The sequence below is a fragment of the Dietzia maris genome (assembly GCF_036287335.1).
In the GTDB taxonomy this organism is placed as follows: Bacteria; Actinomycetota; Actinomycetes; order Mycobacteriales; family Mycobacteriaceae; genus Dietzia; species Dietzia cinnamea.
Genome location: NZ_CP143053.1, coordinates 1,272,629 through 1,296,738, shown reverse-complemented (window position 1 = coordinate 1,296,738; position 24,110 = coordinate 1,272,629). Strand labels below are relative to the sequence as shown.

20 protein-coding genes, 2 tRNA genes, 1 other RNA gene and 1 pseudogene are annotated in these 24,110 nt (G+C 73.0%); 10 read left to right on the top strand and 14 right to left on the bottom strand.

What is annotated here, in order from left to right:
* Positions 1-139 precede the first annotated feature (139 nt).
* From rnpB to cobC, 5 genes and pseudogenes are all read right to left on the bottom strand, one after another.
* An RNA gene (gene rnpB, locus VYL96_RS05930) (RNase P RNA component class A) lies at positions 140-571 on the bottom strand.
* An 81-nt stretch (positions 572-652) separates the two neighbouring features.
* A pseudogene (locus tag VYL96_RS05925) lies at positions 653-1,303 on the bottom strand (histidine phosphatase family protein); the annotation flags it as partial.
* Positions 1,297-2,028: a zinc ribbon domain-containing protein gene (locus VYL96_RS05920; protein ID WP_131884858.1), complete on the bottom strand. Its 732-nt coding sequence runs from the start codon at positions 2,026-2,028 to the stop codon at positions 1,297-1,299. The gene VYL96_RS05920 and the pseudogene VYL96_RS05925, both read right to left, overlap by 7 nt.
* A gap of 11 nt (positions 2,029-2,039) precedes the next feature.
* Complete coding sequence (locus VYL96_RS05915; protein WP_131884859.1) at positions 2,040-3,197, bottom strand: Nif3-like dinuclear metal center hexameric protein; 1,158 nt, start codon at positions 3,195-3,197, stop codon at positions 2,040-2,042.
* Positions 3,194-4,303 carry an Rv2231c family histidinol phosphate aminotransferase CobC gene (gene cobC, locus VYL96_RS05910; protein ID WP_131884860.1) on the bottom strand — a complete coding sequence of 370 codons (1,110 nt, stop codon included), beginning with the start codon at positions 4,301-4,303 and terminating at the stop codon, positions 3,194-3,196. Before cobC ends, VYL96_RS05915 begins: the two co-directional genes overlap by 4 nt.
* A 76-nt stretch (positions 4,304-4,379) precedes the next feature.
* Between cobC and VYL96_RS05905 the strand changes: the two genes are divergently transcribed.
* From VYL96_RS05905 to VYL96_RS05890, 4 genes are read left to right on the top strand one after another with little or no spacing between them, the layout of a single operon-like run.
* Positions 4,380-5,048, top strand: a complete 669-nt coding sequence (locus VYL96_RS05905; RefSeq protein WP_131884861.1) for an HAD hydrolase-like protein — start codon at positions 4,380-4,382, stop codon at positions 5,046-5,048.
* Positions 5,038-5,514, top strand: a complete 477-nt coding sequence (locus VYL96_RS05900) for a low molecular weight protein-tyrosine-phosphatase (protein WP_063974078.1) — start codon at positions 5,038-5,040, stop codon at positions 5,512-5,514. Before VYL96_RS05905 ends, VYL96_RS05900 begins: the two co-directional genes overlap by 11 nt.
* 51 nt (positions 5,515-5,565) lie before the next feature.
* Positions 5,566-6,570, top strand: coding sequence for an SURF1 family cytochrome oxidase biogenesis protein (locus tag VYL96_RS05895; protein WP_131884862.1), 1,005 nt, complete (start codon positions 5,566-5,568; stop codon positions 6,568-6,570).
* Positions 6,571-6,613: 43 nt separating this feature from the next.
* Positions 6,614-7,792, top strand: coding sequence for an RCC1 domain-containing protein (locus VYL96_RS05890; protein ID WP_131884863.1), 1,179 nt, complete (start codon positions 6,614-6,616; stop codon positions 7,790-7,792).
* A 15-nt stretch (positions 7,793-7,807) separates the two neighbouring features.
* Here the strand turns inward: VYL96_RS05890 and VYL96_RS05885 are convergent, their stop codons facing one another.
* The 3 genes from VYL96_RS05885 to VYL96_RS05875 form a co-directional block, all read right to left on the bottom strand.
* Positions 7,808-8,839 (bottom strand): CobD/CbiB family cobalamin biosynthesis protein, encoded by a 1,032-nt coding sequence (locus tag VYL96_RS05885; RefSeq protein WP_131884864.1) that lies wholly within the window; start codon positions 8,837-8,839, stop codon positions 7,808-7,810.
* Positions 8,840-8,843: 4 nt separating this feature from the next.
* Positions 8,844-8,916 (bottom strand) — tRNA-Val (locus VYL96_RS05880).
* Positions 8,917-9,015: 99 nt separating this feature from the next.
* Entirely contained in the window at positions 9,016-9,450 is a 435-nt protein-coding gene (locus tag VYL96_RS05875) for a DUF3052 domain-containing protein (RefSeq protein ID WP_007628241.1), read from the bottom strand.
* A 316-nt stretch (positions 9,451-9,766) separates the two neighbouring features.
* Here VYL96_RS05875 and aceE point away from each other — a divergent pair, with 316 nt between their 5' ends.
* From aceE to VYL96_RS05850, 5 genes are all read left to right on the top strand, one after another.
* Positions 9,767-12,562 (top strand): pyruvate dehydrogenase (acetyl-transferring), homodimeric type, encoded by a 2,796-nt coding sequence (aceE, locus tag VYL96_RS05870; protein ID WP_131884865.1) that lies wholly within the window; start codon positions 9,767-9,769, stop codon positions 12,560-12,562.
* Complete coding sequence (locus VYL96_RS05865) at positions 12,559-13,812, top strand: PucR family transcriptional regulator (protein ID WP_131884866.1); 1,254 nt, start codon at positions 12,559-12,561, stop codon at positions 13,810-13,812. Before aceE ends, VYL96_RS05865 begins: the two co-directional genes overlap by 4 nt.
* 155 nt (positions 13,813-13,967) lie before the next feature.
* The gene (locus tag VYL96_RS05860; protein ID WP_081470517.1) at positions 13,968-14,894 is read left to right on the top strand and encodes an ACP S-malonyltransferase; all 927 of its coding nucleotides are present in this window, start codon (positions 13,968-13,970) and stop codon (positions 14,892-14,894) included.
* 107 nt (positions 14,895-15,001) lie between these two features.
* The gene (acpM, locus tag VYL96_RS05855; RefSeq protein WP_007629089.1) at positions 15,002-15,253 is read left to right on the top strand and encodes a meromycolate extension acyl carrier protein AcpM; all 252 of its coding nucleotides are present in this window, start codon (positions 15,002-15,004) and stop codon (positions 15,251-15,253) included.
* Positions 15,254-15,512: 259 nt separating this feature from the next.
* Positions 15,513-16,949 (top strand): acyl-CoA carboxylase subunit beta, encoded by a 1,437-nt coding sequence (locus VYL96_RS05850; protein WP_007629093.1) that lies wholly within the window; start codon positions 15,513-15,515, stop codon positions 16,947-16,949.
* A 98-nt stretch (positions 16,950-17,047) separates the two neighbouring features.
* Here VYL96_RS05850 and VYL96_RS05845 read toward each other — a convergent pair whose 3' ends face one another.
* The 4 genes from VYL96_RS05845 to VYL96_RS05830 all read right to left on the bottom strand — a co-directional run bounded on the left by VYL96_RS05845 (position 17,048) and on the right by VYL96_RS05830 (position 21,295).
* A complete protein-coding gene (locus tag VYL96_RS05845) occupies positions 17,048-17,557 on the bottom strand; it encodes a DUF3145 domain-containing protein (protein WP_043567216.1) in 510 nt (169 codons plus the stop codon).
* A 252-nt stretch (positions 17,558-17,809) separates the two neighbouring features.
* The gene (locus VYL96_RS05840) at positions 17,810-18,655 is read right to left on the bottom strand and encodes a serine hydrolase domain-containing protein (RefSeq protein WP_070721479.1); all 846 of its coding nucleotides are present in this window, start codon (positions 18,653-18,655) and stop codon (positions 17,810-17,812) included.
* 130 nt (positions 18,656-18,785) lie between these two features.
* A complete protein-coding gene (locus VYL96_RS05835) occupies positions 18,786-20,381 on the bottom strand; it encodes an ABC transporter permease (protein WP_061229307.1) in 1,596 nt (531 codons plus the stop codon).
* A complete protein-coding gene (locus VYL96_RS05830) occupies positions 20,381-21,295 on the bottom strand; it encodes an ABC transporter ATP-binding protein (protein ID WP_165928414.1) in 915 nt (304 codons plus the stop codon). The genes VYL96_RS05835 and VYL96_RS05830 overlap by 1 nt, the downstream gene beginning before the upstream one ends.
* A 59-nt stretch (positions 21,296-21,354) precedes the next feature.
* Between VYL96_RS05830 and VYL96_RS05825 the strand changes: the two genes are divergently transcribed.
* Positions 21,355-22,464, top strand: a complete 1,110-nt coding sequence (locus VYL96_RS05825) for an alpha/beta hydrolase (RefSeq protein ID WP_243699552.1) — start codon at positions 21,355-21,357, stop codon at positions 22,462-22,464.
* Positions 22,465-22,474: 10 nt separating this feature from the next.
* Here the strand turns inward: VYL96_RS05825 and VYL96_RS05820 are convergent.
* A tRNA-Ile gene (locus VYL96_RS05820) sits at positions 22,475-22,551 on the bottom strand.
* 50 nt (positions 22,552-22,601) lie between these two features.
* Positions 22,602-24,008 (bottom strand): carboxylesterase/lipase family protein, encoded by a 1,407-nt coding sequence (locus VYL96_RS05815; protein WP_243699553.1) that lies wholly within the window; start codon positions 24,006-24,008, stop codon positions 22,602-22,604.
* Positions 24,009-24,110: the final 102 nt, after the last annotated feature.

The window sequence follows — 24,110 nt, the reverse complement described above, 5'->3', positions numbered from 1 at the left end:
CCTACTAGCGGCGGCCCGGCGACGCGCGGCATGACGACCCGCGACGCGCGGCATGACGACCTGTGGCGCGCGGGCTCTCTGGTCGCACTACCGGTCCGGTGCCGAACTGGCTCGGGGCGGGGCGGGGCGGGGCGCGGGGCGAACGAGCCGGCCTGTAAGCCGGATCCTGTGCCCACCGCGTGCGGCGGGCGACGGCCATCCATCTGGGCACACCGTCACCGGGTACCTCGAGCGGTCCACCCGCGGACTCGGGCGAGCAGCCCTCCCCGTGCGTCACCGCACGTCCATCCGCGCAGTCGCACCGCCAGCGGTGCGACCTTCGACCTTGCTCCGGGCGGGGTTTACCGAGCCACCCCGGTCACCCGGGGTGCTGGTGCGCTCTTACCGCACCGTTTCACCCTTACCGCGCCGGCGTGGGCGCGGCGGTCTGTTTTCTGTGGCACTGTCCCGCGGGTCGCCCCGGGTTGCCGTTAGCAACCGCCCTGCTCTGTGGAGTCCGGACTTTCCTCGGGCCGGGGCCTGGCCACCCGTGGGCGCCGGTTCCCCTGTCCGCGGCCGTCCGGCCGACTCGTTCGCCGCCCAGTCTAGTCCCCGGCACCCATCGACCGAGCCGCGGCGTCGACCGAGTCGCGGCGTCGGCGGACGTGCCGCGTCAGTCGAGGTGCGAGGTGTCGTTGACCAGGTGGACCGACGTGGGCCCGTCGGCGTAGAAGCGCACATCGGAGACCGAGGCCAGGTCGAGGTGCAGGCGGAACAGCAGCTCGTCGCCGGCGCCGAGTCCTGCACGGATGGCCAGCTTGATGGGGGTGACGTGGCTGACCACCGCGACCACCTGCCCGGGACGCTCGGAGACGATGCGGCGTAGGCCCCGTTCGACGCGCTCCCGCACCACCTCGAAGCTCTCGCCCCCCGGCGGCGGGACAGAGGTGTCGCCGAGCCAGCGGGAGTGGGTGTCGGGGTCCTGCTCGGCGGCCTCGCGGAACGTCAGCCCCTCCCACCAGCCGAAGTCGGTCTCGATGAGGTCGTCGTCCGCGATCAGCGGCACGCCGGCGGCCTCGGCGGCGCGCTCGGCGGTGCCCAGACACCGACGCAGCGGCGAGGACACCACGGCGGCCAGGTCCGGCAGGGCGGCGAGCCGCCGGGCGGTGCGTTCGGCCTGGGCCAGGCCGAGGTCTGTGAGCTCGGGGTCGCCCTGGCCGGAGTACCGCCGGTCGACCGAGAGGGCGGTCTGGCCGTGTCGGGCCAGGACGATGCGGGTGGGCCGGCCGGTGGCGCCCGTCCAGCCGGGACCGGCGCTCACTGGGTGCCGGTACGGACGACGATCACGCCGCATTCGGGGCAGGTGAGCACGTCGTCGGCGGGAGCGGACCGGAACGCGGCCACGGTGCTGCGGTCCAGGTCCATCGCACAGGCCGAGCACCGGCCGCCGTTGAGGATGGCCGCCCCGACCCCGGCGTTCTCCGCGCACCGGGCGTAGAAGTCGAGGAGGTCGGTGGGGATCCCCTCGGCCTCACGCGCCCGCTCGGCCGTCGTGGCGGTGACCGCGTCCTCGAGCTCGGCCAGCGCGGTGTCGCGCAGTGTCCGCGCCATGCCGATGCGCGCGTCGAGGTCGGTGACGATCGCCCCGGAGTGGCGGACGTCGGCCTCCATGGCCTCGTGGCGTTCGCTGAGTTCGCCGAGTTCGGCCTCGAGCGCGTCCTGCCGGCGGGCCAGCGAGCGCAGCTCGTAGTCCAGCTCGGTGGACTGGTGCTCGGACAGGCTGCCGGAGGCCAGCAGGTCGGAGTCGTGGGCGCGGCGACGGCGGACGGCGTCGAGGTCCGAGCGCAGCTTGGCCAGGGCGCGATCGAGGTCCTCGAGGTGGATCCGGGCCCGGGCGACGGACTCCGTGGCGGCGCGGCGCTCGGCCGTGAGCCCGTCCAGCGTCTCCTGCTCGGGCAGGTGCTCTCGCCGGTGGGCGAGACCGGCCAGGCGCAGGTCGAGGTCGGCGATGTCGACGAGTCGACGCTGGTGGTGGGGATCGGCCTTCATGGGAGCCAAGACTACCGCTGCCCGCGCGCTCCCCCGGCGGCCACCGTCCACGGATCGGTCCGCAGGTCGCACACGCTCGCGGTGACCCCGGCGCCCTCCTCGAGCAGGGCCGCGGCCTGCGCGCACCACGGGAATTCCAGCGCCCAGTGGGCGGCGTCGACGAGCATCGGCCCGCCCTCGCGCAGGTGCTCGTCCACGACGTGGTGACGCAGGTCCCCGGTGAGGTAGACGTCGGCGCCGGCCGCGCGGGCGGCGCCGAGCAGCGAGTCACCGGATCCGCCGCACAGGGCGACGCGCCGGACCTCGGCCTCCGGGTCGCCGGCGGCCCGCACCCCCCACTCGGTGGCGGGCAGACTGTCGGCGACGAGGCGGGTGAACGCGGCGAGGGTGGTGGGCTCGTCGAGATCGCAGATCCGGCCGAGCCCGGTGTCCTCCGGCCCGGGGCCGGGTCCGGCGTGGTTGACGAGGACGTCCATCGCGGGCACCTCGTACGGGTGCCCGGCCACGACAGCGCGCCGGACCGCGGAGCGCAACTCGGGCGGGGCCACGAACTCGACCCGGGTCTCGGAGACCTGTTCGGGCTCGCCGATGCTGCCGATCGTCGGGTCGGTGCCGTCGCCGGGCCGGAACCGCCCCGTGCCGCGCACGGAGAACGAGCACTCGGTGTAGCCGCTCATCCGTCCGGCCCCGGCGGCGAACACCGCGTGCAGGAGGTCGTCGAGGTCGTCGTCTGGCACGGTCACCACCCACCGGTCGACGGTGCCGTCGCCGGTCGGTGCCAGGGGGGCGCCGGCGGTGAGACCGAGCGCGTCGGCGAGGGCGTCGTTGACGCCGGGTCGCGCGGAGTCGGCGTTGGTGTGCGCGGCGTACAGCGCGCACCTGCCGGCGATGAGGCGGTGCAGCAGACGTCCCTTGGGCGTGTCGGCGGCCACGGAGTGCACGCCGCGCAGCAGCGGCGGGTGGTGGACGAGCAGCAGATCGGCGCCCTCGGCGAGGGCGTGGTCGACCACGGCGTCGGTGGCGTCCACGGCCACGACGACGCGCGAGACCTCGGCGGCGGGGTCACCGGCGACCAGGCCGACGCGGTCCCACGACTCGGCCAGGCGCGGCGGGTAGGCGCGCTCCAACAGGTCGATCACGTCGGCCAGGGTGGGCCTGCCGGTGGTCATGCTCGCTCCCCTTCCAGTCGGTTCCGCGCCGCGCCGGCCTCCGCGTGCCAGGCGCCGACGAGTTCGTCCACCATCGTGCCCGGCCGCACGGCCAGCCGCAGGTAGGTCGCGTCGAGGCCGGGGAACGTGTCGCAGCGGCGGGTGACGATGCCGCGTCGCACGAGTCCGTCCCGGAACGCCTCCGGGTCCACGCCCGACGGGGTGCGGACCAGCACGAACGGCGCCGACGGGGGCACGGCCACCTCGATCCCGGCGGCGTCGAGGGCCCCGACCATCGCCTCCCGTTCCGCCGCGACGGCGACGCGAAGGCGGGCGAGCTCACCGTCCGCGTCCGCCCCGACGCACGCCCGGATCGCCTCCAGTTGGAGCGTGCCCAGCGGCCAGTGCGGTCGGTGTGCGGCGAGGTCGGCCAGCACGGCGGGTTCACCGACCGCGTACCCCACGCGCAGGCCGGCCAGCGCCCACGTCTTGGTCAGCGATCGCACCACGACCAGGCCGGGCAGGTCGGCGCCCGCGAGGGAGTGCCCTGCCTCGTCGTCCACCACGTCGCAGAACGCCTCGTCCACCACGGTGACTCGCCCGGGACGGCACAGCGCCGCGACGGCGGCGCGGGGGTGCAGCACCGACGTGGGATTGGTGGGATTACCGACGACGACGAGGTCCGCGTCCCCCGGGACCAGGGCCGGGTCGAGACGGAACGGGTCGGGCAGGAGGACGCGCTCGACTCCGACGCCGGCCCGTCGCAGCTCCAGCTCGGGTTCGGTGAAGGACGGGTGCACCACGGCGGCGCGCAGGCGGTGCCGGGCCGCGTGGCCGGCGAGCAGGTGGAACCCCTCCGATGCCCCGCCCAGGAGCAGGACGCGCTCGCGCGGCACCCCGTGACGGGCGGCCACGGCCGAGACGGCGGCCTCGTCGTCGTCGCCCCCGGGATATCCCCCCAGGTCGGCGAGGCGCGCGGCCAACCTGTCGCGAAGCCACGTCGGCGGTCCCGACCCGCGCACGTTGACGGCGAAGTCCAGGGCGCCGGGGGCCAGCTCGGCGTCCCCGTGGTGACGCAGCGCCGCCCACGACGGCTCGTCGGCGCGGACCCCGGTCGGTTCGGTCATGTCCGAAGCCTAGGACGGCGACCCCGTCACCCGACCGCCGTTCGGCCCGCGTCCCCTCCTCTGGGAGGATGGCGGCATGACCGACCGCCCGATCCTCCTCGTGGACCTCGACGGCACGATCACCGACTCCCTCGACGGCATCGCCCGATCGCTGCACCACGCTCTCGACGTCGTGGGCGCCCGCTGGGACACCACCCGCGACATCCGCTCGATCGCCGGGCCACCCATGATCGACACCCTCGCCTCGCTCGGCCTGGCCGGCGCCGACCTCGACCGCGCGATCGACGCCTACCGCGAGCGCTACGACGAGGTCGGCTGGCGCGAGAACGCCGTCTTCACCGGCATGGACACGCTGCTGAACCGGCTCGCCGTGGACGGGTACCGGATGGCCGTGGCGACCAGCAAGGACCAGAACGCCGCCCGCAGGATCCTCGGCCACTTCGACCTGCTCGCGCCGTTCGAGTTCGTCGGCGGCGCCGACATCGGCGTGGGGCGGCTGGCCAAGGCCGACGTCGTCGCGCACTCCCTCGCCGCGATGGGGGTCGATCCCGTGGCCGCCGCCGACGGCGGCACGGACGGGGTGCTGATGATCGGCGACCGCGAACACGACATCGACGGCGCCGCCCGGTACGGCATCCCCACCGCCATCGTGCGCTGGGGCTACGGCCGGCCCGAGGAGTGGGACAGGGCCCGCTGGTCGGCCGTCGACACCGCAGCACTGGAGGAGATCATCCGTGGCTGGTGACCGCACGGTACGAGTGGTGTTCGTCTGCACGGGCAACATCTGTCGCTCCCCCATGGCCGAGGTCATGGCGCGGCACGAGTTCGACGAGGCCGGGCTCGGCGACCGGGTGAGGGTCTCCAGCGTCGGCACCGGCGACTGGCACGTCGGCCACGGCATGGACCCGCGCGCGGCGTCCGAGCTCGCGGCCCACGGCTACGACACCGCGCACGTGGCCGCGCAGCTGTCCGACGACGACCACGACGCCGACCTGCTCGTGGCGCTCGACAGCGGCCACCGCGACCACCTCCTGCGCGCGGGCGTCGACCCCGACCGGGTCCGCCTGTTGCGCGCGTACGAACCCGGGGCCGACGGCGCGGACGTGGCCGACCCCTACTACGGCGACGACAGCGGTTTCACGCGTACGCGCATGCAGATCTCGCGCGCCCTGCCCGGTCTGGTCGCCGAGGTGCGCGAGCTGCTGGGGTAGCCGCCACCACCGCGGCGGTGCCCCGCCCCGCCCGACCGATATCCTGGGAGCATGCGGATCCTGCGGCGCTTCCTGACCCCCGGGTGGGTGATCGGGGTCCTCGCGGCGATCCTGTTCGCCTGGGCGTGCTTCGCGTTCCTCGCCCCGTGGCAGCTCGGCAAGAGCGATGACCTCGAGGCCCGCAACGCCCGGCTGGTCGAGTCCGTCGAGGCCGAGCCCGCCCCGCTCGACGAGGTCGTGCGCGGCCCGCAGGACTACGCCGAACGCGAGTGGCGGCTCGTGACCCTCGACGGCCGGTGGGAGCCGGACTCCGAGGCCCTGCTGCGGCTCCGGTCGGTCGACGGCGAGCTGGTCTACCACGTCCTGACCGTATTCGACCCCGTCGACGGGCCGGATCTCCTCGTCAACCGCGGCTACGTGCAGGTGGGAGAGAACAACGCCGTCCCCGACTACCCCGCGGCGCCCGCCGGCGAGGTCGGGATCACCGCCCGCGTGCGCGTCGCCGAACCCGGCCAGGCCGATCCCGTCGAGCTCGACGGCCGTCCCGCGGTCCGCGTCGTCGACCCGGCCGTCATCGGCGACACCCTCGGGCACGACCTCCGGCCCGCCGGGTACCTGCAGCTGACCGGCGACCAGCCCGGCTCGCTCACCCCCGCGCCGATCCCGGGCATCGAGAACGGGCCCTACCTGTCCTACGGCCTTCAGTGGCTCGCCTTCGGCGTCCTCGCTCCGGCCGCCCTCATCTACTTCGCATGGGCCGAGATCCGCGCGCGGCGCCGCGACGACGACGCCGGGCTCGCCGACCGCACGGCGGACGCCGGTGATGCCGCGTCGGGCGGTGGCCCGGACGGCGACGCCGGCTACGCCGGCTCCGGCGTAGCCGGGGGTGACGGCCCGGCCCCGAGGAGCGGCGTCGGAGTGTCGGCCGCGGACGACGAGGCCCGGGCCGACGACGAGGTCTCGGCCCGCGAACGCGCGATGCGCGCGCGTTACGGCGACCGCGACGCCGCCGAACAGCGGCGCGCGTTCCGCCGCGCCGACCGCCTGCGGAGCTGACGAACCGCTCGACAAGCGCCCCTCGCCCCAGCAGAATCCGGGGATGCGAATCCCGCGGCGCGCCGTCACCGTGACCACCGCCGTCTGCCTCGCGCTGGGCGGGACGACCGCGTGCAGCCCCGCCGACCGCGCCGTCCTCTTCGCGTCCGCCTGCTCGGACTCCACCGCTTTCCCCACCGCCCCCCGCCACGAGCCCGGACAGGCCCACCTCATCGGTCAGGTGATCCGGAGCGGCCTGCCCATGGGCCCGGTCCCCGGGTGGGACGACGTCGTCTCGGTCGCCGACGCCGGCACCACCCTGGCCGCCGTGCACGCCGGCGGGACCGTCTCCGTGGTGGGCGTCGACCACGACGGCCTCCTCGCCGGAACGGCCGGCGGCGCCGGGCAGACCCTGCTGCCGCGCCGTGTGCCCGGGGTCTCGGACGCGATCTCGGTCGCCGCCGTGGGGTCGGCGTTCCTCGTCACCCACGCGGACGGCACGGTGTCCGGCTGGGGCGACTCGTTCATCGCCTCCGGCGGTTTCCGGGGCGACTCCTCGGTCCGCACGACCCCGGCCGCGGTGCAGGGCGTCGACGAGGTGGTCTCCGTCGCCGACGGCTCCCTCAGCGCCCTCGCCCTCCGCTCGGACGGTGGTGTCCTGGGCTGGGGCGTCAACCTCACCGAGATCCTCGGTGAACCGCCCGGGACCACGGTCCGCCGGATCCGCGACGTCCCCGGGGCGGTCAGTGTGGCCGACGCGAGCGGGGCCGCGGTGATCGCCACCGCGACGGGCGAGGTGTGCGCCTGGGGCAACAACGTCCACGGCCTGCTGGGCGTGGAACCGCGCGGCGGGCAGACCAACCGGCCCGTCCGCGTGGACGGCTTCGGTGACGCCGAGGTCGTGCAGGTGGCCGGCGGCCAGCACTTCGCGCTGGCGCTCGATTCGGCCGGCACCGTCTGGACCTGGGGACGCACCGTCACGGGGATCCTCGGCGACGGCACGACCGACGACACCGTCCTCACCTCCCCGCGGCCGGTGCCGGGGCTGCCGCCCCTGCGGTGGGTCGGGGCGAGCGAATCGTCCCCCTACGGGATCGACGGCTCCGGCGCGCTGTGGTCCTGGGGCCGCGGCCCCGTGCGCTCGCCGGAACCCGCTCGCGACACCCGGCCCCGTCGCGTCCCGCTGCCCGGACCGGCCCAGACCGTCTCGGGCGCCCTCGTCCTGCTGGCACCGGGAGACTGACCCGCGGCGCCCGGCTCAGTCAGTTGACCCGCGGGGCACGGATCGGTGGCTGCGCGCGCCCGCGGCGGCAGCGCACACGGCGGCCGCCGCGGCCCCGATCTGCACCGCCCGCATGAGTCGGACGGCCCGCCGGATGTCGACGGGGCGCGGCGCGGGGCCGTCACCGAGCCCGGGCCGCTGCTCCGTCCCGTACGGGTACGGGGTGGGCCCGCCGAGCCGGACGCCGAGCGCTCCCGCGCACGACGCCTCCGCCACGCCGGCGTTGGGACTCGGGTGGGACGAAGCGTCCCGACGCCAGGTCCGGATCGCCTCCGCGGGCCGCCCGCCCACGACCGGGGCTACGGCCGCGGTCAGCAGGCCCGCGAACCGGGCGGCCGGCCACCCGAGCACGTCATCGAGACGAGCCGACGCCCAACCGAAGTCGACGTAGCGCGGTGAGCGGTGCCCGACCATCGCGTCGAGCGTGTTGGCCGCACGGTGGGCCGCCGCCCCGGCGGGGCCCGCGACGCCGGCCCAGAACAGCGTGGCCACCGCGGCGTCGGAGGTGTTCTCCGCGACCGATTCGACCACCGCCCGCGCGAGTTGGCCGGCGTCGAGAGCCCCGGGCTCGCGGCCGCACAACCACGGGAGCAGCCGCCGCGACCCGTCGACGTCAGACCGGTCGAGCAACTCCGCCTGGCGACGGGCGATCCGGAGGAGAGAGGTCCCGCCGAGACAGGCCCACACGGTGGCCGCCGTGGTCGCCACACGCAGGAAGGGCCTGGTGGCCACGGCCGAGTCGAGACCGCGCGCGGCGGCCGTCACCCCGCCGACGAGCACGACGGTGAAGACGACACCGCGGGCCCGGACGGCGACGCGGCCCGCCGTCGCGTGGTGGGCGCCTGCCGCCGCGTGGGCGTCGACGGCGTCCGCGGGCGGGTGGAGCAGTCCCTCCACGCGCGAGGCCACCGCGCCGAAGCCGGCCACCGGATGCCACCTCGAGGGGTCGGCCAGCGCCGCGTCGACGAGGAAGCCCAGGGCGATGCCGCAGGCGCGAGAGGTGTCCATGGGGTGCGCGCGGAGGGAATCGAACCCCCGACCGCTGGTGTGTAAGACCAGAGCTCTAACCGCTGAGCTACGCGCGCATGCACCGGCGCCTCCGCGGGCACCGGTGCCGCTCAGGTTATCCCACCGTGGGCCGCGCCTCCCCGCGGGGCGGACACGGAGCTCCCGGGGTCCCCGCCCTACTTCCGCGGCATGCTGTTCTTGCGGAGTGCGAGCCGGCTGCCGACCCAGTCCCCGATGGCCGCCGTCCGGGTCTGGAGCATCCCCGCGGTCTGGGCGGACTCCGCGATCACCGCGGGCTCCACGTGCCCGTCACGCCCCGTTTTGGGGGTGAGGACCCAGACCGACCCCTCGTCCGCGAGCGGAGTGACGACGTCCATCAGCCGATCCACGAGGTCTCCGTCACCGTCCCGCCACCAGAGCAACACCGCGTCGACCACCTCATCGGTGTCCTCCTCCAGCAGCTCCGATCCGACGGCGTCCTCGACGGCCTCGCTGATCGACTCGTCGCAGTCGGAATCCCATCCGACCTCCTGAACGAGCATGCCCTCCGTCAGATCGAGCTGACCAGCGACCTGGTCCGCTCCGTCCTGCTGGTTCGCCGCGGCGACCACCGTGGTGTTCCTCCCTCTGTTCCGAGTAGTCCATCGAGGTAGTTCATCGAGGACTTTCGCTGACCAGGAACACTACCCGCGGACAGGCACCGGGGAAACGACTACCGCCCATTTACCGGCGCGGGGCATCCCGCGACGGTGTCGCGGGTCACGCTTTGGGGCACAATCGGAAACGACGGGCCGACGGTGGCCCGGTCCGAGCCCGACGCGGTCCGCCACACACCCGTGGACCGCGGTGCGGGCCCGACGCTGTACCGACGAGTGGTGGCCCCACCGGGCCGCCACGGTACGAATCACAGAGGTGAGGACGAGAAGCATGACCGAGAACGCAGGCCCCAGGAACGGTTCCGCACCCACCAACGTGCCGGTCCTCCGCGAGGGCGTCGCGTCCTACCTGGCGGACTCCGATCCCGAGGAGACCCAGGAGTGGATGGATTCGCTCGACGGTCTGCTCGCCGAGGCCGGGCCCGAGCGGGCTCGTTACCTCATGCTGCGGCTGCTCGAACGTGCCTCGAAACAACGCGTACCGCTCCCGGCGCTCACCTCGACGGACTACGTCAACACGATCCCCACCAGCCTCGAGCCGGAGTTCCCGGGCGACGAGGCGGTGGAGCGGACCTACCGCCGGTGGATCCGCTGGAACGCCGCCATCATGGTCCACCGCGCCCAGCGCCCCGGCATCGGCGTGGGCGGCCACATCTCGACCTACGCGGGCGCGGCGCCGCTCTACGAGGTGGGCTACAACCACTTCTTCCGCGGCAAGGACCATCCCGGCGGCGGTGACCACGTCTTCTTCCAGGGCCACGCCTCCCCCGGCATGTACGCCCGCGCGTACCTCGAGGGTCGGCTCCGCGAGCACGATCTCGACGGCTTCCGGCAGGAGAAGAGCCACCCGGGTCGGTCCCTGCCCTCCTACCCCCATCCCCGCTCGATGCCCGAGTTCTGGGAGTTCCCGACCGTCTCGATGGGTCTCGGGCCCATCAACGCCATCTACCAGGCGCGGTTCAACCGCTACCTGCACAACCGCGGCATCAAGGACACCTCCCAGCAGCACGTCTGGGCGTTCCTCGGCGACGGTGAGATGGACGAGGTCGAGTCGCGCGGCGCGCTGCAGATCGCGGCCAACGACGCGCTGGACAACCTCACCTTCGTCATCAACTGCAACCTCCAGCGGCTCGACGGGCCCGTCCGCGGCAACGGCCAGATCGTCCAGGAGCTGGAGTCCTACTTCAACGGCGCCGGCTGGAACGTCATCAAGGTCGTCTGGGGCCGCGAATGGGACGCGCTGTTCGAGAAGGACACCGAGGGCGCGCTCGTCTCGCTGATGAACTCCGTCTCGGACGGTGACTACCAGACGTTCAAGGCCAACGACGGCGCCTACGTCCGCGAGCACTTCTTCGGCCGCGACCCCCGCACCGCCAAGCTCGTCGAGGACATGACGGACGAGGAGATCTGGGACCTGCGCCGCGGCGGGCACGACTACCGCAAGATCCACGCCGCGTACAAGGCCGCGCTCGAGCACACCGGTCAGCCGACCGTGATCCTGGCCCACACCATCAAGGGCTTCGGGCTGGGTCAGAACTTCGAGGGGCGCAACGCGACCCACCAGATGAAGAAGCTGACGCTCGACGACCTCAAGCTGTTCCGCGACAAGCAGCAGATCCCGATCACCGACGAGGAGCTCGAGGCCGACCCCGCCCAGCCGCCGTACTACAACCCGGGGCCGAACTCCCCCGAGATCAGGTACATGCTGGACCGCCGTGCCGCGCTGGGCGGTCACGTGCCCGAGCGGCGGCAGACCTTCACCCCGCTGAACGTGCCCGACATCGACGCCCTGAAGTCGCTGCGCAAGGGCTCGGGCAAGCAGGCCGTGGCCACGACGATGGCGCTCGTGCGAACCGCCAAGGAGCTCATGCGCGACGAGTCGCTGCGTGACCGTTTCGTGCCCATCATCCCGGACGAGGCCCGCACCTTCGGCATGGACTCGTGGTTCCCGACGCTGAAGATCTACAACCCGCACGGCCAGAACTACACCTCGGTCGACCACGAGCTCATGCTGAGCTACAAGGAGGCCAAGAACGGCCAGATCATGCACGAGGGCATCAGCGAGGCCGGTTCGGTCGCCGAGTTCACGGCCGCCGGAACCGCATACGCCACCCACGGCGAGCCGATGATCCCGCTGTACATCTTCTACTCGATGTTCGGCTTCCAGCGGACCGGCGACGCGATCTGGGCGGCCGCCGACCAGCTCGCCCGGGGCTTCCTGCTCGGCGCGACCGCCGGCCGCACGACCCTCACCGGCGAGGGCCTCCAGCACATGGACGGACACTCCCCCCTGCTGGCGGCGACCAATCCGGGCATCATCTCCTACGACCCCGCCTGGGCCTACGAGGTCGCGCACATCATGCGCGCCGGCGTCGAGCGGATGTACGGGCCGGGTTCCGCCCACGAGACGGAGACCGACGGCATCGACCGCAACGTCTCGTACTACATCACCCTGTACAACGAGCCCGTTCCGCAGCCGGCCGAGCCGGAGGATCTCGACGCCGACGCGCTGCTGCGGGGCCTGTACCGGTTCCGGGCGGCCGAGTCCGGCACCCACAAGGCCGCCATCCTCGCTTCAGGCGTGGCCATGTACGCGGCGGTCGACGCGCAGCGGATGCTCGCCGAGGACTGGGACGTCGCGGCAGACCTGTGGTCCGCGACCTCCTGGACCGAGCTGGCCCGCGACGGTTTCGAGTGTGAGCGACACGCCCTGCGCCACCCGGATCAGCAGCCGCGCACCCCGTTCGTCGCGGCGGCGCTGGCCGACGCCGAGGGGCCGAAGGTCGCGGTGAGCGACTTCCAGAAGGCGGTGCCGGACCAGATCCGCGCCTGGGTCCCCGGTGACTTCACGGTTCTGGGCTGCGACGGGTTCGGGTTCTCCGACACCCGGCCGGCCGCTCGTCGCTACTTCAACACCGACGCCGAGTCGATCGTCGTCGCCGTGCTGGCGGGGCTCGTCCGCGAGGGCGCCATCGAGAAGGTCACCCTCCTCGAGGCCGCGCGGCAGTACCGGATCGACGACGTCATGGCCGCCCCCGAGCCGACGACGGATCCCGGAGTGGCGTGACCGAGACGTCCGACCCCGCCACCGGGGAGAGGCAGCCGGAGCGCGTCCGGCGGCGGTCGTCCACGCCGCCGGACGACAGGCCGGTCTCCGACGCCCTCCTCAAGCGCATCACGCGGTACTCGGGGACCCTGTCCACCGAGGCGGTCCGCGCACTGGAGCAGGAACTGCCGTTCTTCGCCGAACTGTCGGCGGACCAGCGGGCGGAGATCCAGCTGATCATCCAGAGCGCGGTCCGTGACTTCGTCACGTGGGTGCGCAACCCCGAGGCCCCGCACACCGACACCATCGCCGGTTTCAAGTTGCTACCCAAGGGCGTCGGTCAGGGGCTCACCCTGCAACAGACGGTGCAGCTCGTGCGATCGACCCTCGAGTACTTCGAGCTGGTGATGCCCCGGATCACCCACAACGAGCGACAGCGCGGGCTGATGATCGCGGCGGTCCTGAAGTTCGGCCGCGAACTGGGGTTCACCGCGGCCTCCGTGTACGCGGCGGCGGCGGAGAACCGCGGCGCGTGGGACACGCGCATGGAGGCGATGATCGTCGACGCCGTGGTCCGCGGGGACCGGCACGCGGACCTCATCTCCGGTGCCTCCGCACTGAACTGGGACCCGACGACCGCGGCCACGGTCATCATCGGGACCCCGAGGGAGGACCTGGGTCTCGCCTCGGTGCCCGCCGTCCACAAGGCGGCCGTCTCGTCCGACCGGCACGCGCTGGCCGTGGTGCAGGGGGCCCGCCTCGTCGTCATCCTGTCGGGAGAGCTGGAATCCTCCGCGTCGATCCCGCCCGCGGTGCTCGACGCGTTCTCCTCGGACGCCCCCGTCGTCCACGGACACACCGTGGGCTCCCTGGTCGAGGCCCCGGACAGCGCGGCGGAGGCGCTGTCCGGGGCGGCGGCGGTGAGCGGCTGGCCCGGCGCGCCGCGGCCCGTCGCGGCCATCGACCTCCTCCCCGAGCGCGTCCTCGGGGGCGACCGCGGCGCGGCGGCGATGTTGGTCGACCGGATCGTCACGCCCCTGCGGGGTGCGGACGCCTCCGTGGAGGACACCCTGCGGGCCTACCTCGACTCCGGCGGGCACGTGGAGAAGTGCGCCCGCGAGTTGTACGTCCATCCCAATACCGTCAGGTACCGCCTGAAGAGAGTGAGTCAAATCACTAAATTCGACCCCCTCACCGCGCGGGACGCATTCGTGCTGAGAATCGCGCTCGTCCTCGGGAAGTTCGCCGAACGAAGTACTCAAGAGGGCTAAATATTCACTTGCGTCACAACCTGTAACGAAACTCCTTCCTCCGGAGATGGACGAGCAGCCAGCTCGCAATTTGTGGAGATCCCACAAAATCCGGGGCTCGTTTCTGGCTTCGGGAACATCATCCGAAAGGGGCCCGGCCGTGTTGTCTGATACCCGTGCTTTGCCTAACCGCCCCTGGACAAGGGTCACAGAAAGCCGGGATGCTCGCGCCCTGGCTCGAGCTGCCCGGCGCCTCCGACCGTCTCGCCGACTGGTCCGCGTCGAGCGGACTCGATCTCGAGCGCCTCGGCACCACGGCGACCCTGCAGGAGATCACCGACACCGCGGTGACCCAACCACTCGTGGTGGCCTCCGCGCTCCTCGGTGCCGCGGAGTTGCGCCGACGCGGTCAGGTCCCCTCCGACACGCTCGTCGCGGGTCACTCGATCGGCGAGATCGCCGCACTGGCGATCGCCGGCGTGGTCTCGGAGGCGGACGCCCTGCGCCTCGCGTCCGTGCGCGGAGCGGCGATGTCACGGGCGTGCGCCGAGCGACCGACCGGGATGATCGCCGTTCTCGGCGGGGTCGAGGCCGATGTGCTGCTGGCTCTGGACAATGCCGGGCTCGCGCCGGCGAACCGGAACGGCGCGGGGCAGATCGTCGCCGCGGGCCCGCTCGAGGCCTGCGACGCACTCGAGCAGAACCCGCCCACCCGGGCGCGCCTGCGCCGGCTCGAGGTCGCCGGCGCGTTCCACACGAGCCACATGGACTCCGCCGTCGACGAGTTCCGCGCGCTGGCCGAGACGATCGAGGTCAACGATCCGGAGCTGACGCTGCTGTCGAACGCCGACGGCATGGCGGTCACCTCAGGCCGTGACGCGCTGGACCGGGTGGTCTCGCAGATCACCCACCCGGTGCGCTGGGACCTCTGTACGCAGACCATGCTCAAGCTCGGCGTGGACGCGTTCGTCGAGCTGCCGCCGTCCGGCGCGCTCGTCGGGCTGGCCAAGCGCTCGATGCGCGAGGTCGCGCGCCACGGCGTGACCGTCCCGGAAGACATCGAGACCGCTCTCGCGACGGTTCCCGCCCTCAGCGGGGCCTGAGGCCCTCCCCCGACCACCCCCGTTCGTCGGCCGTCGTCGATGATCGGGTACGACAAACGTCCGTCGCGCCCGTCGGGCACGACGTCACCCATCAGAAAGGACACCACATGGCACGCACCGAGGCCGAGATCATCGCAGGACTGGCGGAAATCGTCGAGGAGGTCACCGGGATCGAGCCGTCCGAGGTGACCCCCGAGAAGTCCTTCGTCGACGACCTCGACATCGATTCGCTCTCCATGGTGGAGATCGCCGTGCAGACCGAGGACCGATACGGAGTGGAGATCCCCGACGAGGACCTCGCCAAGTTGCGTACCGTGCAGGATGCGGTCGACTACATCCAGAAGATCGACCAGAGCTGATTTCCCGCCCCGCACGTCGGGGGCGGGGACGCGTTCAGGGCCGAAGGTGCGGTCGGTGCACCACGTCGAGCCCGCGTCCCTTCCCCGCGTGCAGGGCACTCCACAGATCGCCCCGCCCAGAGCGGGGCGCCGGGCACGAGGTCCGGAAACGGGACGGGGGTCCCGCTTCCGGTCATCGTCCGCCCACAAGTCAGTCCGGGGGTCCGTCACAGGTGCACGCTCCCTCCCCGGGACGTGCACCAAGGAAAGGACTGCACTCATGACCATCACCAGCGCTGTTGACCAGAACACCCAGATCGATCCGCGCGACCCCGTCGTCCGGCTCGAGAACCTCTTCGATCCCGCCTCGCTGGAGTTCATCACCGAACCCGACGCCTCGGGAGCCCTGGCCGCGCGCGGCCTGATCGACGGTGAGCCCACCATCGCCTACGCCACGGACGCCACCGTCATGGGTGGCGCCATGGGCCTCGACGGGTGCCGGCACATCGTCCGCGCGATCGATGTCGCGATCGACGAGCAGCTGCCCATCGTGGGCGTCTGGCACTCGGGGGGCGCCCGCCTCGCGGAGGGCGTCGAGGCCCTGCACGCCGTGGGTACCGTCTTCGAGGCCATGGTCCGCGCCTCGGGTCTGGTCCCCCAGATCTCCGTCGTGCTCGGACCCGCCGCCGGTGGCGCCGCCTACGGCCCCGCCCTGACCGACGTCGTCATCATGGCGCCGGCGGGCAAGATCTTCGTCACCGGGCCCGACGTGGTCCGCTCGGTGACCGGCGAGCAGGTCGACATGGAGGGCCTGGGCGGCCAGGACGTGCACCACCGCAAGTCGGGGGTGTGCCACATCGCCGCCGAGGACGAGCGCGACGCCCTGAACCGGGCCCGCCGACTGGTCACCCTACTCACCGCGCAGGGTGAGTTCGACCAGCGCCTCCTCGAGGGCGACCACACGGACCTCGCCGGGCTGCTGCCGGAGTCGCCCAAGCGCGCGTACGACGTCCGTCCGCTCGTCCACGGCCTGCTCGACTCCTCCGAACTGGACGGCAACACCACGTTCGAGGAGCTGCAGTCCAAGTGGGCGCCCAGCATCGTCGTGGGCTTCGGTCGGATCGCCGGCCGCACCGTCGGCGTGATCGCCAACAACCCGCTGCGACTGGGCGGGTGCCTCAACTCCGAGTCGGCGGAGAAGGCGTCCCGTTTCGTCCGCCTCTGCAACGCCTTCGGTGTGCCGCTCGTCGTGATCGTGGACGTGCCCGGGTACCTGCCCGGCGTCTCGCAGGAGTGGGACGGCGTGGTGCGCCGCGGCGCCAAGCTCCTGCACGCGTTCGCCGAGGCGTCGGTCGCCCGCGTCACGCTCGTCACGCGCAAGATCTACGGCGGTGCCTACATCGCCATGAACTCCCGCGCGCTCGGTGCCTCCGCCGTGTTCGCGTGGCCGGACGCCGAGGTGGCGGTCATGGGCGCGAAGGCGGCCGTCGGCATCCTCCACAAGCGCACCCTCGCGGCCGCGCCGGAGGACGAGCGCGAGGCCCTGCACGAGCGACTGGCCGAGGAGCACGCGGCGATCGCCGGCGGCGTCGGCCGCGCCGTGTCGATCGGGGTGGTCGACGAGGTCATCGAGCCGACCGACACCCGTCGTCGTCTCGCCGAGGCCCTGGACGCCGCCGCCCACACCCGCGGTCGGCACAAGAACATCCCGCTGTGACCTGACCCGTCGGGTCGGTCTCACGCACGAGAAGGCGCCCGCCCCCGGGAGATCTGGGGGCGGGCGCCTTCTGTCGTGAGTGCGGGAGGCGCGGCGGGTCAGCCGACGCGCGAGAGCCAGGTGACCTCGGAGGCGGCCGGGTGGCCGCGCAGCGGCTCGAGCGCGCGGTCCCACGGGGTGCCGAGCTCCGCCTCGACGGCGGCGTGGAAGGCGGCGGGGCCGGCCTTCATGAGGTGGCGCAGCCGGTTCTCGCTGATGACGACGTCACCGCTCGCACCGGTCTGACCCCGCCACATGCCGAGCTCGGGCGTGTGCGAGAAGCGTTCGCCGTCGACGAGGTCGCTCGGGTCCTCCGTCACCTCGAAGGACAGCATCGACCACTTGGCCAACGACTCGGCCAGCCGTGCGCCGGTGCCGACCGGACCGATCCAGTCGACGATCGCCTTGCGAGCGCCCGGCTGGGCCGGCTGGTCTTCCCAGCGCATGGCCGAGTTGGCGTCGAGCGTGCTCGCCAGAGCCCACTCGACGTGAGGACACAGCGCGGTCGGCGCGGCATGGATGAACACCACGCCGGTCGTCGTATCCGCGAAATGGTTATGGTCAGACATCACTTCACTCCCGACTCACTGAGGGACGTCTTCCCCAACGACCTCACGAAATCGTGTGAATGATGTGGCTTGTGTTGTTGTTGGTTTCTACTGTGCCTGAAGTGGCCGGATTACACCAGTGACACTTCTGGACTCTCAGCAAAGTTACAGCACCGTGATTCCGATGCCGGGCGGCCCCTCGGCGTGTCGGCCAGCCCACCGGACGGCTCATCGATCCGCCCGGGCCGGACCCGGGAACCGGCGGCGGCGCGGTTACCGCCCGAGCGCCTCGACGACGCCGTCGGACAGCTCCGGCCACAGCGGCTTGGCCCAGTCGCCGAAGTCGCGGTCGGTGAGCACGACCAGCGCCGCGGACAGCGCGGGGTCGACCCACAGCAGCGTCCCCGACTGCCCGAAGTGGCCGAACGTCCCGGCCGAGTTCCGCGAACCGGTCCAGTGCGGGTCCTTGTCCCCGCGCAACTCGTACCCCAGCCCCCACGGGCACGGCTTCTGCATCCCGTACCCGGGCACGATCCCGTCGAGCCCGGGGAACTGCTCGGTCACGGCCTCGGCGAGGGTCTCGGTGGCCAGCAGTCGCGGCGCGACGAGTTCGCGCGCGAAGGGCACGAGGTCCGCGAGGCTGGCGGAGGCGCCGTGCCCGGCCGAGCCCTCGAGGGCGGTGGACTCCATCCCGAGCGGCCGGCACACGGCCTCGTGGAGGTACTCGGGGAAGTCGATCCCGGTGGCGTCGGCGATGTGGTCGGCCAGCACCTCGAACCCGGCGGACGAGTAGATGCGTCGCCGGCCCGGCGCGGTGCGGACCTCGTCCCTGTCGGCGAAGTCGAGTCCGGAGGCGTGCGCGAGCAGGTGCCGCACGGTGGAGCCCTCGGGACCGGCGGGATCGTCGAGGCCGATCGCCTCCTCCTCGACCGCCAACAGGGCGGCCGTGGCGACGAGCGGCTTGGTGACCGAGGCGAGGCGGTAGACGCGACTGTCGTCGCCGTGCGTCGCGAGCGCGCCGTCGGGTCCGACGACCGCGGCCGAGACGGTGTCCACCGGCCATTCCCCGACCACCGCAAGTGCGGCGGCGAGCGCGTCTCGATCGACCTGGTCCGACATCGGTTCCTCCCTGGTTCGCGTCCGGCCGGCGGCGCCGGCGGCAGTGCCCGTCAGTCTGTCAGGTCGGCGTGGACGCCGCGCCGGGGCGGGCGGACCCCGAGGCGGGCTGTCCCCGCACCGGGTCGGGCGGTCAGGGCCGGGGCACGTCGCGGCGCCGGAACGCGGCGAGCCCGGCGGCGACCAACACGGCGCCGCCCACGAGCAGGACGATGACGCCCGCGGTGTCGACGGGGCCGGCGGGGGCGGTGCCCACCGCGCCGAACGGCGACAGGCGCATCTGCGCCTCGGTGAGTCGGAGCGTGGGGCCCATGAGGGTGACGACGACGGCGAGGGCGAACGGAGCCCAGGCCAGGACCTGCAGTCGCGGGGCCGCGCCGAACAGGCAGACGGAGACCCCGACGAACAGCAGCGCGGCGGGCAGCTGCCACGCGCCCGCGCCGAGGATCCGACCCACCAGTTGCGGATCGTCGAGCACCGCTGCCGCGGAGACGGCGAACGCGGCCGCGCCGGCGAGTACGACCACCGCGGTGCCGGCCGCCACGACCGCCGCGTGTCCGGCCAGCCAGGACCACCGCGACCGCCCGGCGGCGAGCATGAGCTCCAGTCGACCCGAGGACTCCTCGCCGCGCAGCCCGCCGAGGCTCTGCAGCGCGAACCCGGCGCCGAGGAACCCTGCGAACGCGACGAGCATCTGCACGATCGTGTCGACCAGGGCGTCCGGGTCGCCCAGGAAGACGGCCAGGTCCGGGTTGGCGACGATGGCCTCCACCGTGACGTCCATGAGGGCGCCGTAGACGGCCATGAGCGCGACGACGCCGACCGTCCAGCCGGTGAGCGCGCCGAGGTGGTGGTGGAGGGCGGCGCCGGCATGGGAGGTGCGCCACCGCGACGCGGTGGCGGGCCCGGTGCGGGCGGGCACCACCCCCGAGCCGAGGTCGCGGCGGGCCGCGAGCCACAGCGCGAGGGTGGCCAGCGCGGCGGCGGCCGCGAGCGACACCGCGAGAGGGAGCGGGGACGACTCGCCGAACGGCCGGGTCAGCCCGTGCCAGCCGAGCGGGGACGCCCAGCTCAGCCAGTTCTCCTCGGCGTCGCCGACGCCGCGCGTGACGAGGGTCAGTCCGGCCACCGCGAGGGACGCCGCCCAGACGGTGCGGTGGTGCGCGAGGACCTGGGCGAGGACGGCGGTGGCCGCGGCGTAGACCCAGCCGGTGGCGACGATCGAGGCCACGTACAGCGCCGCGCCGCCGCGGTCCACGTCGAGCGCCAGCGTCGCGGCCCAGAGGCCGGCGCCCAGTGCGAGGAAGACCCCGGCGACGACGACGAGGGCCGCCGCCACCGGGGCGAGCCGGCCGACCCCACCCGCGACGAGGAGTTCCGATCGTCCGGACTCCTCCTCCCGCCGGGTGGAGCGCGCGGTCAGGGCGATCGCCATGAGCGGGACCCCGAAGCCGACGAGGAACGAGTACTCGTTCATCACCACTCCGCCCGGGGTGTCGAGGCCGGCCACCCGACCGGTGAGCATGACCATCGTCTCGCCGACGGAGGCGCTGTACGCGGCGAGCTCCTCCGGGGTGTCGTAGAGCGTGGCGATGGACAGTCCGGTGGCGAGGAACAGTGCGACGGCCCCGACGACCCAGGCGACCATCGCCGGCCAGCCGGTCCGGAGCGCGATCCGGCTGAGCAGGCCGGTACCGGCCAGGCGCGCGCCGACGAGGGGTGCGCTCATCACCGGGCTCCGGAGTAGGCGCTGAGGAAGAGGTCGTCGAGGCTGGGCGGGGTCGCGGTGAGGGTGTGGACGCCGGCGGCGTGGAGGATGCCGGTGACCTCCCCGAGCGCGGGCGCCGGGACGTGGCAGCGGATGTCGAACCGGCCGTCGCCGGCGTCGCCGATCCGTAGGTCGTCGACGCCGCTCACACGGTCGAGCGCCCGCGGATCGGTGTCGGTGACGGCGTGGACCTCGGTCGTGGTGTGGCGCCGCAGATCGGCCAGCGTGCCCGAGCTGACGGTCCGCCCGTCGCGGATGATGCTCACGCGGTCGGCGAGCGCCTCGACCTCCCCCATGATGTGACTGGACAGCAGCACGGTCGCACCCGCGTCGACGGCCTCGCGCACGCAGTCCTGGAAGACCCGCTCCATGAGCGGGTCCAGGCCGGAGGTGGGTTCGTCCAGCACGAGCAGGTCGGCACCGGAGGCCAGCGCGGCGATGAGCGAGACCTTCTGCCGGTTGCCCTTCGAGTAGTCGCGGGTGCGCCTGGTGGGGTCGAGGCGGAACCGCTCGACGAGCTCGTCGCGCCGGGCCGGCTGGAGCCCGCCCAGCGACCGGCCCACCAGGTCGATGCACTGGCCGCCCGTGAGCCGCGGCCACAGCGTGACCTCGCCGGGGACGTAGGCGACCCGCGAGCGCAGCCGGACGGCGTCGCGCCACGGGTCGGCGCCGAACACGGTCGCGGTGCCGGAGTCCGCGCGCACGAGCCCCAGCAGGACGCGGATGGTGGTGGACTTGCCGGCGCCGTTGGGACCGAGGAACCCGTGGATCTCACCACGGCGGACCTCCAGGTCCAGCCCGTCGAGGGCCCGCACTCCCCCGAACGTCTTGACCAGCGCCTCGACCCGGATGACGTCGTCGTCTTCTGAACGCATGACCAGCTCCTTCGACCAATCACCATCGATCATCCCGCGTTCCACGTCACAATGTGGCCATGCGCCCCGCACTGTCACCCTCTGGAATGTCCGGCCACCGTGCCTTCACACCGTCGCTCGGCGACCGACTGACCAAAGCCGTCATGACGGCCGCCGGATATCTGCCCGGCCCCCTGCTGCGCCCAGTGGCAGGTGCTCCCCGGCGCGTCGACGGACAGGTCCTCGATCCGCACTTCCAGGCCGGGCTCCGGGTCATCTCGCTCATGTCCGAGGGGGAATACCAGGACCTCACCCTCGAGCGGGCGCGCTCCGTCGTCGAGAGGTCGGCCTACACCGTCTCGGGGAAGAAGATCGACCTCGCCGTCGTCACCGACATTGTCCTCCCGCTCGGCGGTGACGATCCCGACCGCGTCGACCTTCCCGCACGCCTGTACTCGCCCGTCGACGGCGACGAGGCGCTGCCGGTCCTGGTGTACTTCCACGGCGGCGGGTGGGTGCTCGGCAGCATCGACTCGCACGACGCGACGTGCCGCTACATCGCCGACACCGGCCGCCTCAAGGTCATCAGCGTGGACTACCGGATGGCGCCGGAGTTCCTCTTCCCCACCGCCGCCGAGGACGCCCTGGCCGCGTTCCGGTACGTCCGCGACCACGCCGCCGAACTCGGCGTGGACCCGCAGCGCATCGCGGTGGGCGGCGACAGCGCCGGCGGCAACCTCGCCGCGGTGGTGTGCCAGCAGGCCCGCGACGCGGGCGAGAAGACCCCGGACTTCCAGCTGCTGTTCGTCCCGGCGACGAACATGTCCGTCCGGACCCGCTCGTACGAACTGTTCGGCGAGGGGTACTTCCTCACCCGCGGCAACATGGACTGGTACGAGCGCACCTACATCCGCTCGGACGACGACCGGCTCGATCCCCGCGCGTCTCCCCTGCTGGCCACGGACTTCTCGGGGCTGCCGCCCGCGCACGTCGCCACGGGCGGGTTCGACCCACTGCGCGACGAGGGCGAGGCGTACGCCCGCCGGATGGCCGACGCCGGGGTGCCGGTATCGCTGCGGCGCCACGCCACGCTGGTCCACCCGTTCGTCAACGCCGTGGGCGCCACCCCTCTCGCCAGGGCGGCGCTGTCCGAGGCGGTGGGCGCGATGCGGATGGCGTTGGCCTACTGACCGGAGGTCGTGGTGGGGCCAGCGGGGCTCGAACCCGCGACCAGCGGATTATGAGTCCGCGGCTCTAACCAACTGAGCTATAGCCCCTCGCGTGACGGGCGTCTCGCCCACACGCGCGGCGCAATCGTAGCAAGGCGTCAGGTCGCGCCGTCCGGCCACCAGACCTCACGGACGTCCGCCAGACCGTCCTCCACGACTGCGGGCGGCTCGTCCCACACCTGCACCCGCCGCGTGGGCGCCTCGTAGGCCGGCGAACCGGGGTCGCCGGAGCGGACGAAGTCCACCCACGAGCCGTGCATCGCCGCGACCAGGTCCGGCGGAACGGGCGCGTCGAGGAACGCGCGTACGTTCGCGGCCTCGGGAACAGACCAGAAGAACGGCAGGTCCGCGCAGTGCACCGCCCCGCGGCCCGCCGCCCACCGGAAGTCGTACACCCACGTCGGACCGCCCGCCGCGATGCGGGTCTCGGCGGCCCGCACGACAGTCGAGTGGATGGTCGCCGCGTCGACGACCGCCCCCACCGCTCGACGCAGCGACCGACCCGACGACTGGCGGGCCAACGCGCGCAGCCCGGTGGTGGGCAACTCCTGCGAACGCAGGATCATCGCCGCGCCCGGCACCAGCGCGGGGCCCGGGAGCGCGCGGACGAGCCCCTCGAACTCGGTGGCCGTGGAACCGATGAGCAGCGGCACCCCGAGCCCCGGCCCCTCCCCGACCCCCTCGAGCGGCGGCATGGGGACCGTCTCGTCGCCGATGGTCGGCCGGAACGGCATGAGGAACGGGTTGTCCCTGCGGAGCCGACGGTGGAACTCGTCGACCGCGCCCCGGCCGCCCGCCGCCAGCTCGGCAGCCGTCGCTCCCTTGGGGGCCTGCGCGGCCGGCGACCGCAGTACCGCCGGCGACGAAGCGATCCCGCGGTGGAACAGTCCTGTCGCTGCCGGCGAGGCCAGCAGGCACAGCACGGCACCGCCGCCCGCCGACTGGCCCGACACGGTGACCTGCCCGGGGTCACCGCCGAAAGCCGCGATCTCGTCGCGGACCCACTCCAGCGCCATGATCCAGTCGCGCACCCCGCGGTTGTCCGGGGCGTCGGGGAAGGACGTGAAACCCTCGACGCCCAGCCGGTAGCCCACGGACACCACGACGATCCCCGCCCGGGCGAACGCGGTCCCGTCGAACCACGGTTGATGCGACGACCCCGATTCCCACCCGCCGCCGTGGATCCACACCAGGACCGGGTGCCCGGCGCCCTCGGGAGGCGCCCACACGTCCACATGCAGGATGTCCGTGCCCGCGACGATCGGCTCGGGGATCGCCGGATCCGGATCGAAGCGCAGACGCTGCGCGGTGGCCGCCGGACGCGTGGCGTCGCGGACCCCGGTCCAGGGGCTCCGCCTGACGGGGGCCGCGAAGCGCAGATCGCCGACCGGGTCCTCGGCGTACGGGATGCCGTAGAAGCGGACCACGTCCCCCAGATCGGTCCCGCGGACGCGGCCGGTGGACAGCGTGACCTCGACGGCGCTCTGGGCTGCGGGACGACTCATGGCGTCAGGGTAGCGAGACCGCCCGGATCCACCGCGAATCCCTGCTACGAAGGACAGATGACGACCGACAGGGATCAGATCATCTAGCGGCTGGCGGACGTC